The sequence below is a fragment of the uncultured Williamsia sp. genome (genome assembly GCF_947494875.1).
GTDB lineage: Bacteria > Actinomycetota > Actinomycetes > Mycobacteriales > Mycobacteriaceae > Williamsia_A.
This window is the reverse complement of record NZ_CANLWM010000004.1, coordinates 258468-270694: the sequence shown is the minus strand read 5'-3', so window position 1 is coordinate 270694 and position 12227 is coordinate 258468. Positions and strand designations below refer to the sequence as shown.

The window sequence follows — 12227 nt, the reverse complement described above, 5'->3', positions numbered from 1 at the left end:
GATTGGGACCGTTCACGATGTCGGCCCTAGACTTCTCCCGGTGAGTGCCCAGGATCTTGCACCCGAGCTGCGTCGAGCGCTCAAGGACATCGCGCGCACTCCGCGACTGCTCGTCGCCTCCGACTACGACGGGTGCATGGCGCCGATCGTCTCGCGACCCGAAGACGCACGGCCCAACCCGGATTCGGTCCGCGCGATGCGGGCCATCGCCGACCTCGACTCCACCACCGCGGCGGTCATCTCCGGTCGCGCCCTGCGTGACCTGGCGACGCTGTCGCGGTTGCCCGCCGAGGTCCACCTGGTGGGCAGCCACGGCAGCGAGTTCGACATCGGCTTCGTGCACGAGATCGGGCCCGACGCGCAGGAACTGCTGAGCACCGTCGTGGGCGAGTTGCAGGCCATCGCCGTCGACTACGACGGCGTCACCGTCGAGACGAAGCCGGCCAGCACGGCGCTGCACGTCCGCAACGCCGACGAGGTCGACGCCGAGGCGGCGCTGCACCGCGTCCGCACCGGCCCCGCCACATGGGACGGCGTGCAGGTCACCGAGGGCAAGGCGGTGATCGAGCTCGCGGTGATCCGCACCGACAAGGGTCAGGCGCTCGACATCCTGCGTCATCAGGCCGGCGCGGGAGCGGCCGTCTTCTTCGGCGACGACGTCACCGACGAGAAGGCGTTCCGGCGCCTGCACGGTCCCGACTTCGGGGTGAAGGTCGGCGACGGCGACACCCTCGCGACCTACCGCGTCGCCGACACCGACCACGTCGCGACCGCGTTGGCGTTCCTCTACGAGGAGCGGCGGGCCTGGCTGCGCGGCGAGAACGCCGCCCCGATCGAGCGCCTGACCATGCTGGCCTCCCCGCGGACCGTCGCGCTGGTGACACCGGACGCCAAGGTCTGCTGGATGTGTCACCCCGAGCCCGACGCCGCCGCGCTGTTCGCCAGCCTCCTCGGCACGGTCGACGCCGGCGAGTTCGGCGTCCGCCCCCACGTCGACGGTGACCGTCGCGCGCCGCTGCCGCAGAGTCAGCGCTACGTGGACGGCACCATGACCGTCGCGACCCGCTGGGCGGGCCTCGAGGTGGTCGACTACCTCCCCCACGACGTCGCACCGGGCCGCACCGACCTGGTCCGCGTCATCACCGGGTCGGTGCCGGCCCACGTCGAGTTCGCGCCGCGGCCGGAGTTCGGGCAGACCAGTGTGCAGATCGAGCCGGTCGAGGACGGGCTCCGCGTCTACGGCTCCAACGACCCCATCGTGCTGCGGGCGCCGGGCGTCGTGTGGCGCGTCGACACCGACCGCTTCTACCAGCGCGCGACCGCCGTCGTCGACCCCTCGGCGGGTCCGGTCGTCCTCGAATTGCGCTGTGGCACTGACTACATCGGTGAAGAGGAGCGCACCGAGCAGCAGCGTCGGGCGCTGGCCGAGAGCTACTGGAGTTCGTGGTCGGCCGACCTGTCACTCCCCGTCCGCAAACCGGATCTCATGAAGCGCTCCGCGCTCACCCTCAAGGGGCTCGTCCACGCCGACTCCGGGTCGATCATGGCCGCCGCGACGACGTCGCTGCCCGAGGAGATCGGTGGCGTCCGCAACTGGGACTACCGCTACTGCTGGCTGCGCGACGCCGCGCTGACGGCGTCCGCGCTGGTGTCGGTCGGGTCGCTGCACGAGGCCGAGGGCTACCTGACGTGGCTCTACCGCGTGCTCGGCACCATCAGCGGGCCCGAGTGGCTGCACCCGCTCTACACGCTGCACGGCGGTGGCCTGCCGCCCGAGGCCATCATCGACTCGCTTCCCGGATACGCCGGGTCGCGGCCGGTCCGCGTCGGCAACGCCGCGAACCAGCAGGTCCAGCTCGACGTGTTCGGGCCCATCGTCGACCTCATCGGTCATCTCGCGGATGCGCGGGCCGCGGGCGGGACCGAGACGCCCCTGACCGACGCCGACTGGGATCTCGTCGCGAACATGGTGTGGGCGGTGGAACGGCGCTGGTTCGAACCCGACCACGGCATCTGGGAGATCCGCGGCAACCCGCGCCATCACGTCTACTCGAAGGTGATGTGCTGGATGACCGTTGACCGCGCCATCGCGATCGGGGAACGGTTCGGACGCGAGATCGAACCCGGCTGGCCGGTGCTGCGGGACGTCATCGCACAGCAGGTGCTGACTCAGGGCTGGAACCCGACGGTCAAGTCCTTCACGGCCGCCTACGACGGCACCGACCTGGACGCGGCCACCCTGTTCATCGGCCTGGCCGGGCTGATCTCGCCGGACGACCCGCGCTTCACCCAGACCGTCGAGGCGACCGAGGCCGAACTGCGCAGCGGCGCAACGGTCTACCGCTACCACCACGACGACGGCCTGCCCGGCGGCGAGGGCGGGTTCCACCTCTGCGCGGCGTGGCTCGTCGAGGCGTACCTGCTGATCGGTCGACGGTCGGACGCCGAGGCGCTCTTCGACCAGCTCGTGAAGGCCGCCGGCCCGACCGGCCTGCTGTCGGAGGAGTACGACCCCGTCGCCGAACGCTCGCTGGGCAACCACCCGCAGGCCTACAGCCACATCGGTCTTCTCCGCTGCGCCGCCCTCCTCGGAGCCTGAACCCGCGTCGTCCGCGCGTTCCCGCGCCGTGCATGGCGCGGGAACGCGTGCTCGAAGCGGAAACGCAAGACGGCGCGGGAACGCTCGGTCCGCGCGGATCAGCCGATCGCGACCTGCTTCGAGATGTCGTCGAAGGGAAGCGAACCGGAGACGGTGGCCATCACCTGGTAGGCGTCGAGCGAGATGGTGCCCGAGTGGTTGTCGAGGAACGCGGTGTCGGCGGCGTCGCGCCCGGTCGCGATGCGCACCAGGCTCTGTCGCGGGGCGAGTCCGGTGGCGTCGACGACGAGCCACCGGTCGTCGACGAGGGCCTCGGCGACGGCGTGGAAGTCCATCGGGTCGCAGCCGGGTGCGTACACCGCGACGAGCCGCGCGGGGATGTTCAGGGCGCGCAGCAGCGCCACGACGAGGTGGGCGTAGTCGCGACAGACACCCGCGCCGGCGAGCAGGGTGTCGGCGGCGCCGTCGATCGGGTCGCTCGCGCCGGGCAGATAGTTCAACCTCCGGGACACGAACTGGGTGACCTGCACCAGTAGGTCGGCGGGGTCGGTGTCGAGGTCGAACTCGCCGGTGACGTACCCGAAGAACTTGTCGGCCTCGGCATATCGGCTGGGGCGCAGGTAGACCGAGCGATCACCGGCCTGCGCGCGCAACGGCTCGGCGGGCGTGTGGACGGTGGCCGAGTAGTTCACGAGCACCCGTCCGGAGTCGACGGACAGTTTGTGGATCCGGGTGCCGCATTCGGCGGTGATCTCCGTCGGGAAGACCTGGGTCCCGTCGACGGTGAAGGTGAGGGCCTCGTCCATCTCGAGTCCGGGGAGCCGCGCGACGGCGATCTGGAACTCGAGTTCCGTCGCGGCCTCGATCCCGATGTCGAGCATCGCGGAGACCTCGCGGGGCGGGGTGGTCACGTCGGGCAAGGATGCCTCCTGGGAGCGAACGGGCCGGTTCCGGTGACTCCCCGACTGCTGCACGGTGTCCACCCTGAGCGCAACCGTAGTGCCGCGCGCGTCGGTCCGTAAACTCGGTCGACGTGAGCACCGAGACCTCGTCCCCCGACCGCCGTGTCGCCGTCGTCACCGGCGCCAGTTCCGGGATCGGAGCCGCGACCGCCAGAACGCTTGCCGCACAGGGTTTCCATGTCGTGATCGGTGCCCGGCGCACCGACCGTCTCGAGAGCCTGGCGGCGGAGATCGGCGCGACCGCCCGCCCCCTCGACGTGACCGACGACGCGTCGGTCGCCGCGTTCTGCGACGGCCTCGACAGCGTCGACGTGCTGGTGAACAACGCCGGCGGGGCGAAGGGCCTGGCGCCCGTCGCCGAGGCCGACCTCGACGACTGGCGCTGGATGTACGAGACCAACGTGCTCGGCACACTGCGTCTGACGCGAGCGTTGCTGCCCGCGCTGGAGGCGTCCGGCGACGGGCTCGTCGTCACGATCACCTCGATCGCCGCGCTGGAGGCCTACGACAACGGCGCCGGCTATACCTCGGCCAAGCACGCCCAGGGCGTGCTGCACCGCACCCTGCGCTACGAGTTGTTGGGAAAGCCCATCCGGCTCACCGAGATCGCGCCGGGGATGGTCGAGACGGAGTTCTCGCTCGTCCGGTTCGACGGCGACAAGGAGAAGGCCGACGCCGTGTACGACGGGCTCACGCCGCTGACCGCGGACGACGTCGCCGAGGTCATCGGGTTCGTCGCGTCACGCCCGCCGCACGTCGACCTGGACCTGATCGTGCTCAAGCCGCGCGATCAGGCCAGTGCCCGCCGCAACATCAAGACCGGCTAGGGCGCGCTCAGCCCGTGCGGCCCTGCGTCGCGGGCTGCGGGGTGGTCGTCGAGATCCCCGACAGCTGCGGGGCGCCGGATGGAGTCGCCGGGGCCGACGAACTGGTGACCTCGCCCTGCAGCGCCGACATCGACTTCCAGTCGTCCCAGCTGAACGTCCAGTCGTAGATGTCACCATCGGCCTGCGACAGCTCGATGCGGGTGTTGGTCACCTCGACCGGATCCCCGTAGATCGCGGTGTCGAAGTACCGCTGCGCGTTGTCCAACGACAGGTTGATGCAGCCGTTGGTGACGTTCGACGACCCCTGCACACCGGTGGTCTCCGGGTTGGCGTGGATGAACTCGCCGTTGTTGGAGATCCGGACGGCGAACCGCTCGCGCACGTTGAAGTACCCGGCCGCCGGGTTCGACATGTAGAAGTCCTCGTGCTTCTCGCTCACCACGTGGATGCCCGAGCGGGTCACGTTGCGGTCGAGGTCACCGCTGCCGTAACTGCAGGGCAGGGTCATCAGCACGGCGCCGTCACGGACGACGTCTATCTTGAACGACGTGGCGTCGGCCTTGACGATCTGCGACCGGCCGATCGTGAAGTCGGAGGTGACGTCGGCGGCGCCGTAGGCACCGTCTCCGTGGTCGAGGCCGTAGAGCTTGCCGACCATCGACACCTTGGTGCCGGGTGCGAAGTAGTCCTTCGACCGCCAGTGGGCACGAGACCCGTTGTCCTCCGGCAGCCACGCCCAGCTGCCCTCGGTCTCGGGGGTGGTCTTCACCGTCAGCGCCTTCTCGACCGCCTTCTTGTCGGTGACGGTGGAGTCGAACTTGAGGATCAGCGGCGCCGCGATCCCCACCTCCTGGCCGTCGGCGATGTTGATGACGACGTTGATCTGCTGCTGCGGGTTCAGCGTCGTGAACTGGCCCTGCACCGGGACGGTCTTGCGGTCCTCACCGATGGCCGTACCCGACCACGTGTAGGTGTTCCCGTAGCCCAACGGCTCGGTGATCGTGTACGTCGTGCGGTCCTCGGACAGCGCACCCGTCACGACGGTCCCGCGGGCGTTGGTCAGCTTCACGTCCGGGTTGAGCTGGCCCTTGTCCACCTTGACGGAGAACGCCGCGGTGGGACTCGGGGCGTCCTGGGCGTTCAGGGCCGGGGTGAAGGTGAGCGTCGCGGTCGGCTCGGCGCTCTTCGACGCGGCGGCGCCGGTCGTCGAGCTCTTGTCGCCGTTCGAGCAGGCTGCGGCGGCGACACCCGCGGCGCCGACGGCGAGCGCGGCGAGTGCGCCGCGCCTGGTCATCTGTGCACGGGAAGCGGCAGTCATGTTCGCCGAGGATACCGGGCCATCACGGTGCCCCCGACCGCCGTCGCAGGTGGTCGGGCCGTGGGAGACACGCCTCACATGCGCGATCGGGTCACACCGTGCAGGCCACGAGCACCGGTTCCGGGTGCAACCGGACGCCGAACGCATCCTGCACACCGTCCCGGACGCGCCGGGCGAGCGCCGCGATGTCCTCCGCCGAGGCCGACCCCCGGTTGGTGAGGGCCAGCGTGTGCTTGGTCGACAACCGTGCCGGCGCGTCCGGGCCCGGGAACCCCCGACCGAACCCCGCCTTCTCGATCAGCCAGCCCGCCGAGAGCTTCACGCCGTCGGGCGCCGGGTAGCGCGGCATGTCCGCGGAGCCGAGCCGTGCGCGGACCGCGTCCTCGACGGCCGGCAGATCGGTCGCGGAGACCACGGGATTGGTGAAGAACGACCCCGAACTCCACGTGTCGGGGTCGCGGGCGTCGAGCACCATCCCCTTGCCCCGGCGTAGCGCGAGCACCGCCTCCCGCACCTCGACGACGCCGGCCCGCTCCCCCATGTCCACGCCGAGGACCCCGGCGAGTTCGCGGTAGCGGATCGGCGCGCTGACCCCGTCGTCGGTGAGACGGAAGGCGACGGTGAGCACGATGCGCTCGTCGCGGTGTTTGAGGGCGCTGGTCCGGTACCCCAACCCCAGCGCCGACGGCGCGACCCAGGAACGCGTCCCGGTGGTGCGGTCGAGGAGTTCCACGCCGTCGAGCACGTCGGCGATCTCGACGCCGTACGCGCCGACGTTCTGCACGGGCGTGGCCCCCACGGATCCCGGTATGCCCGAGAGACATTCGAGTCCCCCGAGCCCGCGGGCGACCGAGTCGGCGACGATCGCGTCCCAGTCGGCACCCGCCCCCACCACCATCCGCACACCGCCGTCGCCCAGCGGCTCGACCGCGACGTCGGCGTGGGTGACCTTCACGACCGTCGCGTCGACGCCGGCGTCCCCGACGAGCAGATTCGAGCCACCCCCGATCACCAGCACGGGCTTACCGGCGGCGTCGAGGCGGGTGATGGTGGCGACGAGGTCGTCGGCCGACGACGGTGTCACGAGATCGCGGGCCGGGCCGCCGACGCGCATCGTCGTGAGCGACGACAGCAGCACCCCGGACATGGGCCAACGGTAACGTCTGCAGATCATGGCGACGAAGCTGCAGCACCCGGTCACCTATCCGCTCGGGCTCGACCGCGTGCGCGCCGCGGTCAGCGACCCCGCGTACTGGGAGGCACTGGCGACCAGCGTGAAGAAGTCCCCCGGCGAGGTGAAGTCGGTCGAGGTCAGCGGTGATCGCGTGACCGTCGAACTCACCCAGCGCATCCCGTCGGACAAGCTGCCGTCGGTGGTGACGTCCCTGGTCAGCGGCGATCTGTCGATCGAGCGCACCATGAGTTGGACGTTCTCCTCCGACACCGCCGCACAGGGCACGTTCCACGCGACCGTCCCGGGCACGCCCGCCACCACCGAGGGCTCGTTCTCGCTGCGCGAGGAGGGTTCCGACACCGTCGCGCAGTTCGACGGGTCGGTGACTGTCCGAATCCCGTTGGTCGGCGGCAAGATCGAGAAACTCATCAGCCAGAACATGCTGACGCTGTTCGACGCCGAGCGCGACTTCACCGTTGCGTGGGACGCCGAGAAGAGCTGACCACCCCCCGGGTAGCGTGAGCGCCATGGCGCGTCGTCTCAGCTACTCGGCCCGGTATGAGCACCCGGCCGAGACGGTCTACCAGGCTCTGTCGTCCCGGCAGTTCTGGTACGACCAGATGGTCGAGTTCCGCAAGCTCACCCCGCAGTCCGACGTCACGAAGTTCGTCGTCGACGAGAACGGCATCGACCTGGTGCTCACCCAGACCCTCCCTCGGTCGGACCTGCCCGCCATCGCGAGCGCGGTGATCAAGAAGGACATGGTGATCACGCGGACCGAGAAGCTCGGCCCGTTCCACCCCGAGAAGACCGAGGGCACCTACACCGCGGGCATCCCTGCCGGCCCGGGCAACCTCACCGGCGTGCAGGAGCTCTTCCCGACCGAGACCGGCTCGACGCTGCGACGGACCACCGAGGTGAAGGTGTACGTGCCGTTCGTCAACGGCAAGCTCGAGCAGCTGATCCTCGTCAATCTCGTCGACCTGTTCCGCGGCGAGGCCGAGTTCACGGCCGACTGGATCGCCGCCAACGCCTGAGGCCCGCCGTGCAGCCGGGTGATCGTCGCGGCGTCGACGGTCGGATCACCCGGGGCACCACCAACGTCGGCCGTCTGCGACGCGTCGACCGGTGGATCGCGGGGCGCGCCGAGATCGTGGAGGCGCTGCGGTCGGCCCCGTCCCCTCTCGTCGTCGACCTGGGCTACGGCGATCGTCCGGACACCGCCGTCGACCTGCACCGACGGCTCACCGATGTCGTCCCCGACGTCGAGACGGTCGGACTCGAGATCGACCCCGCCCGCGTCGTCGCCGACCGCGACGGTGTGCGGTTCGCCCGCGGCGGCTTCGAACTCGCCGGCCTCCGCCCGCACCTGATCCGGGCGTTCAACGTGCTTCGCCAGTACGACGAGGAGCAGGTCCGCCCCTCCTGGGCGCGCATGCAGGCGGGACTCGCGCCGGACGGGTTCATCGTCGAGGGCACATGCGACGAGATCGGTCGGCGGTGTACGTGGATCGTCCTCGACCGCAGGGAACCGAGGACCCTCACTCTCGCGTGGGATCCCGCGCACACCGACCGCCCCTCCGACGTCGCCGAGCGCCTCCCCAAGGCACTGATCCACCACAACGTCCCCGGGACGGGCATCGGCGAGTTGCTGGCCGCGGCCGACCGGTGCTGGGATGCCGCAGCGGCGTGGGCCCCGTACGGACCGCGGTTCCGGTGGCTGCGGGCTCGGGAGGCCCTCGTGGAGTCCGGTGTGCCCTGCGAGCAGCCCCGTCGCCGCGAACACGACAACACCCTGACCGTCCCGTGGTCCGTGGTCGATCCCGCAGGAAACTAGGCTGGAGCGATGCGAGTGGCGATGGCGCAGGTCGCGGCGGGCACCGACCCGTCGGCCAACCTCGAGACCGTCCGCACGCGGACACGGCAGGCCGCCGAGGGCGGTGCGGACCTCGTCGTCTTCCCGGAGGCCATGATGTGCCGCTTCGGGGTCCCGCTCGGGCCGGTCGCCGAACCGCTCGACGGCCCGTGGGCCGACGGCGTCCGTGCCGCGGCTCGCGAGGCCGGCATCACCGTGGTGGCGGGGATGTTCACCCCCGGCGACGACCACGGCGGGCGACGGCGGGTGGTCAACACCCTGATCGCGGCCGGTCCCGACGGTTCGTCCACCCACTACGACAAGATCCACCTCTACGACGCCTTCGGCTTCCGCGAGTCCGACACCGTCGCACCCGGCGAGGAACCCCGCACCATCACCGTCGGCGACGTGACCGTCGGACTCGCGACCTGTTACGACATCCGCTTCCCGGCCCTGTTCACCCGTCTGGCCCACGACGGCGCGCGGGTCGTCGTCGTCCCGACGTCGTGGGGATCCGGGCCCGGCAAGGTCGAGCAGTGGCAGGTCCTCACCCGCGCCCGCGCGCTGGACAGCTCGACGGTCGTCGTCGGGGTCGGGCAGCCCCTGCCGACCGACCCCGCGGTCGCCGACAGCACCGCACCCACCGGTGTGGGGCACTCCACGATCGCCGACCCGTACGGCCGTGTGCTGGTCGAATACGATGACGCCGAACAGATCGCCGTGCACGAGCTCGACCTCGAACCCGTGCACACGGCTCGTCGGGACATCGCCGTCCTCGACAACGCGCGTCTGTGAGAGCGCCCTCCCTGACCGGCTGAGCGTCCGACTCTCACCGAACCCTCATGGAAGTCTCACCCGTGCTGTCCAGCTGACAGGCACAATCGACCCCGATGACCCATCCCAGTGATCCTTCGCATCCCGACGATCCGTCGGCACCGAGCACCGAGCGGATCCCCCAGCCGCAGCAGTCACCGCAGGCGTGGTCGCAGACACGCCCCTTCGACACCACGTCGTATCCGTACTCCGAGCCCCAGCCCGGGGTGCCGGACGGCGGGGCTCCCGACAGCGGTGGCGCTCGGCCACGACGACCGCGCCGGAGGGTGGCCATGATCGTCGGCATCAGCACGCTCGTGGTGCTGCTGGTGCTCGTGATCGCCGGCGTCGGCAGCGAGCTGTACCTGCGCAGCGCGACGAAGGACTGCCTGCAGAAGTCGTTCTCGTCGGTGACGGGGTCGTCGACGTCGGTGTCGCTGAGCAAGGAACCGATGCTCCTGCAGTACGCGACCAAGAAGGTCCCGTACGTGCAGGTCGACTCGTCCGGCGACAACGGACAGGCCATCGAGTTGCACGGTCGCGCCGACGACATCACCGGCCGGTCCGACGGGTCGACCCTCGGGTCGATCGCCGCCACCGGCGCCGTGCCGTTCTCGCGGATCGTCGCGCTCAGCAAGCAGGGCGCGCAGAACTCGCAGGACCAGTCGGGCGGTCAGGACCAGTCGGGCACCTCCGGCGACTCGTCGGGACTCGGGGGCCTCTTCGGCGGCTTCACACTGTCGAACGTCACCGGCAACCAGGCCACCGGCACGATGACCATCGACGCTACGGTCACCGTGGCGATCTTCCCGATCCCGGTGAGCACCGAGATCAAGCCCGTCGTCTCCAACGGCAAGATCGAGTTCCAGGTGGTCAAGGCCAGTGCACTGGTCTTCGGTGTGCCCTCCGGTTTCGCCCAGACCATCGTCGACGGCGTGTCCAAGTCGCTCTTCCCGCCGCTGTTCGACGATCTGCAGTTCGAGAAGCTGTCGGTGACCTCGCAGGGCATCGACTTCGCCGTTCGCGGCTCGGACGTCGTGCTGGATCAGAATTCCCTCGGCGCCACCGGGAACAGCGGGTCGCAGCAGAGCACTTGCTCTGTTCTATGACGGCGAAGAAGAAGTCAGGGAAGAAGAAGTCCGGGCCGTCGGGTCCCGACCCGCTGTGGCTCTTCGCCGACCAGCTCGGTCCGCACATCCACTCCTCCGACGACCACACGGACCGCCAGATCCTGCTGATCGAGTCGACGGCGGCCCTCGCACGGCGGGGCGGGCACCGACAGAAGGCGCACCTCGTCCTGTCCGGGATGCGCCACCTCGCCGCCGAACTCGGTGACCGCGCCGAGTTCTGGCAGGCCGAGGGCTACCGAGACGCGCTGACCGAGTTCGGACGCCCCGTCGTCGTGCACGAGCCGTCGTCGCGGGCGGCGTCGCGGTTCGTCCACACGCTGCACGACGAGGGGCTGGTGTCGGAGATCCTGCCCAACCCGACCTTCGCCCTGTCCCGGGAGGACTTCACCACCTGGGCCGGTGACGGCGAGAACTTCCGGATGGAGAACTTCTACCGCGACCAGCGTCGCCGATTCGACATCCTCATGGACGGCACCTCCCCGGCCGGCGGCAAGTGGAACTACGACGCGGAGAACCGAGACAGCCCGCCGAAGCGGACGACGCTCGGTGTCGACCCGCCGTGGTGGCCGGAGGAGGACGAGATCGACGAGGAGGTCCGCGCCGACCTCGACGCCCTCGTCGACGACCGGCCCGACGTCGCCTTCACCGGCGTCGACGGGCCGCGACAGTTCGCCGTCACCGGCGACGAGGCACAGAAGGCGCTGCACACGTTCCTCGACCACCGTCTCGCGACGTTCGGACGGTGGGAGGACGCCATGATGGGCGCCGACTGGACGATGTCGCACTCGCTGCTGTCGGTGCCGCTGAACCTGTCCCTGCTCGATCCGCTCGATGTCGTGCACGCCGCGGAGTCCGCCGCCCGCGACGGCTCCGTCGACATGGCGGCCGCCGAGGGGTTCATCCGGCAGATCATCGGGTGGCGCGAGTTCATCTGGCACCTCTACTGGCACTTCGGTCCCGAGTACACGAAGAAGAACGAGCTGAAGGCGCACACCCGGCTCCCGGACTGGTTCACCGACCTCGACGCCGACGCCGTGACCGCCCGCTGCCTCTCCGACGTGCTCGCGGGCGTCCGCGACCGCGGGTGGGTCCACCACATCCCGCGGTTGATGATCCTCGGCAGCCACGCCCTGCAACGCGGGTACGACCCCGCCGAGCTGACCGAGTGGTTCCGCGCGAACTTCGTCGACGGGTTCGACTGGGTGATGCCGGTCAACGTGATCGGCATGAGCCAACACGCCGACGGCGGCAGGATGGCGACGAAGCCGTACACGTCGGGAGGCGCCTACATCAACACGATGTCGGACTACTGCGGCGACTGTGCGTACAACCCGAAAGTCCGTGTCGGGGAGAACGCGTGTCCCTTCACCGCGGGGTACTGGGCGTTCACGCATCGCCACGAGGCGATGCTCAAGGCCAACAACCGCACCGCGCGATCGGTGGCCACGATGAACCGCCTGAAGGACCTCGACGAACTCCTCGAACAGGAACGCGCCCGCGACGAATTCTGACCCGATGCTCAGGTTGTCGCGTTAGGCTCGGCACTCCG

The 12227-nt window shown here is 69.9% G+C and carries 11 protein-coding genes; 8 read left to right on the top strand and 3 right to left on the bottom strand.

What is annotated here, in order from left to right; genetic code table 11:
- The first annotated feature begins 40 nt into the window (after positions 1-40).
- A complete protein-coding gene (gene otsB / locus Q1A98_RS11645; RefSeq protein WP_299573442.1) occupies positions 41-2599 on the top strand; it encodes a trehalose-phosphatase in 2559 nt (852 codons plus the stop codon).
- 98 nt (positions 2600-2697) lie between these two features.
- On the opposite strand, the gene Q1A98_RS11640 is transcribed toward otsB, so the two are convergent.
- On the bottom strand, positions 2698-3480 hold the full coding sequence (locus Q1A98_RS11640; RefSeq protein ID WP_299573833.1) for a transglutaminase family protein: 783 nt from the start codon (positions 3478-3480) through the stop codon (positions 2698-2700).
- A 152-nt stretch (positions 3481-3632) separates the two neighbouring features.
- On the opposite strand from Q1A98_RS11640, the gene Q1A98_RS11635 reads away from it, so the two are divergent.
- Complete coding sequence (locus Q1A98_RS11635; RefSeq protein WP_299573440.1) at positions 3633-4388, top strand: SDR family NAD(P)-dependent oxidoreductase; 756 nt, start codon at positions 3633-3635, stop codon at positions 4386-4388.
- A 7-nt stretch (positions 4389-4395) separates the two neighbouring features.
- Here the strand turns inward: Q1A98_RS11635 and Q1A98_RS11630 are convergent, their stop codons facing one another.
- Both Q1A98_RS11630 and Q1A98_RS11625 read right to left on the bottom strand, forming a co-directional pair.
- On the bottom strand, positions 4396-5682 hold the full coding sequence (locus Q1A98_RS11630) for an Ig-like domain-containing protein (RefSeq protein WP_299573439.1): 1287 nt from the start codon (positions 5680-5682) through the stop codon (positions 4396-4398).
- A gap of 115 nt (positions 5683-5797) precedes the next feature.
- Positions 5798-6853, bottom strand: a complete 1056-nt coding sequence (locus Q1A98_RS11625; RefSeq protein ID WP_299573438.1) for a UDP-N-acetylmuramate dehydrogenase — start codon at positions 6851-6853, stop codon at positions 5798-5800.
- Positions 6854-6878: 25 nt separating this feature from the next.
- Between Q1A98_RS11625 and Q1A98_RS11620 the strand changes: the two genes are divergently transcribed.
- The 6 genes from Q1A98_RS11620 (at position 6879) to Q1A98_RS11595 (ending at position 12189) form a co-directional block, all read left to right on the top strand.
- Positions 6879-7382, top strand: a complete 504-nt coding sequence (locus Q1A98_RS11620) for a DUF2505 domain-containing protein (RefSeq protein WP_299573437.1) — start codon at positions 6879-6881, stop codon at positions 7380-7382.
- A 25-nt stretch (positions 7383-7407) separates the two neighbouring features.
- Entirely contained in the window at positions 7408-7917 is a 510-nt protein-coding gene (locus tag Q1A98_RS11615; protein WP_299573435.1) for a DUF2505 domain-containing protein, read from the top strand.
- An 8-nt stretch (positions 7918-7925) separates the two neighbouring features.
- A complete protein-coding gene (locus Q1A98_RS11610; RefSeq protein ID WP_299573433.1) occupies positions 7926-8717 on the top strand; it encodes a class I SAM-dependent methyltransferase in 792 nt (263 codons plus the stop codon).
- Between the two features lie 9 nt (positions 8718-8726).
- The gene (locus tag Q1A98_RS11605; RefSeq protein WP_299573430.1) at positions 8727-9530 is read left to right on the top strand and encodes a carbon-nitrogen hydrolase family protein; all 804 of its coding nucleotides are present in this window, start codon (positions 8727-8729) and stop codon (positions 9528-9530) included.
- 95 nt (positions 9531-9625) lie between these two features.
- Positions 9626-10657, top strand: a complete 1032-nt coding sequence (locus Q1A98_RS11600) for a DUF2993 domain-containing protein (RefSeq protein WP_299573427.1) — start codon at positions 9626-9628, stop codon at positions 10655-10657.
- On the top strand, positions 10654-12189 hold the full coding sequence (locus Q1A98_RS11595; RefSeq protein ID WP_299573424.1) for a cryptochrome/photolyase family protein: 1536 nt from the start codon (positions 10654-10656) through the stop codon (positions 12187-12189). The genes Q1A98_RS11600 and Q1A98_RS11595 overlap by 4 nt, the downstream gene beginning before the upstream one ends.
- Positions 12190-12227 lie beyond the last annotated feature (38 nt).

What these genes read in the sequence shown, in the direction of transcription:
- Q1A98_RS11595 (WP_299573424.1), top strand. Translation starts at nt 10,654, where the DNA reads ATGACGGCGAAGAAGAAGTCAGGGAAGAAGAAGTCCGGGCCGTCGGGT.
- Q1A98_RS11625 (WP_299573438.1), bottom strand. Translation starts at nt 6,853, where the DNA reads ATGTCCGGGGTGCTGCTGTCGTCGCTCACGACGATGCGCGTCGGCGGC.
- Q1A98_RS11615 (WP_299573435.1), top strand. Translation starts at nt 7,408, where the DNA reads ATGGCGCGTCGTCTCAGCTACTCGGCCCGGTATGAGCACCCGGCCGAG.
- Q1A98_RS11605 (WP_299573430.1), top strand. Translation starts at nt 8,727, where the DNA reads ATGCGAGTGGCGATGGCGCAGGTCGCGGCGGGCACCGACCCGTCGGCC.
- Q1A98_RS11630 (WP_299573439.1), bottom strand. Translation starts at nt 5,682, where the DNA reads ATGACCAGGCGCGGCGCACTCGCCGCGCTCGCCGTCGGCGCCGCGGGT.
- Q1A98_RS11620 (WP_299573437.1), top strand. Translation starts at nt 6,879, where the DNA reads ATGGCGACGAAGCTGCAGCACCCGGTCACCTATCCGCTCGGGCTCGAC.
- Q1A98_RS11640 (WP_299573833.1), bottom strand. Translation starts at nt 3,480, where the DNA reads ATGCTCGACATCGGGATCGAGGCCGCGACGGAACTCGAGTTCCAGATC.
- Q1A98_RS11600 (WP_299573427.1), top strand. Translation starts at nt 9,626, where the DNA reads ATGACCCATCCCAGTGATCCTTCGCATCCCGACGATCCGTCGGCACCG.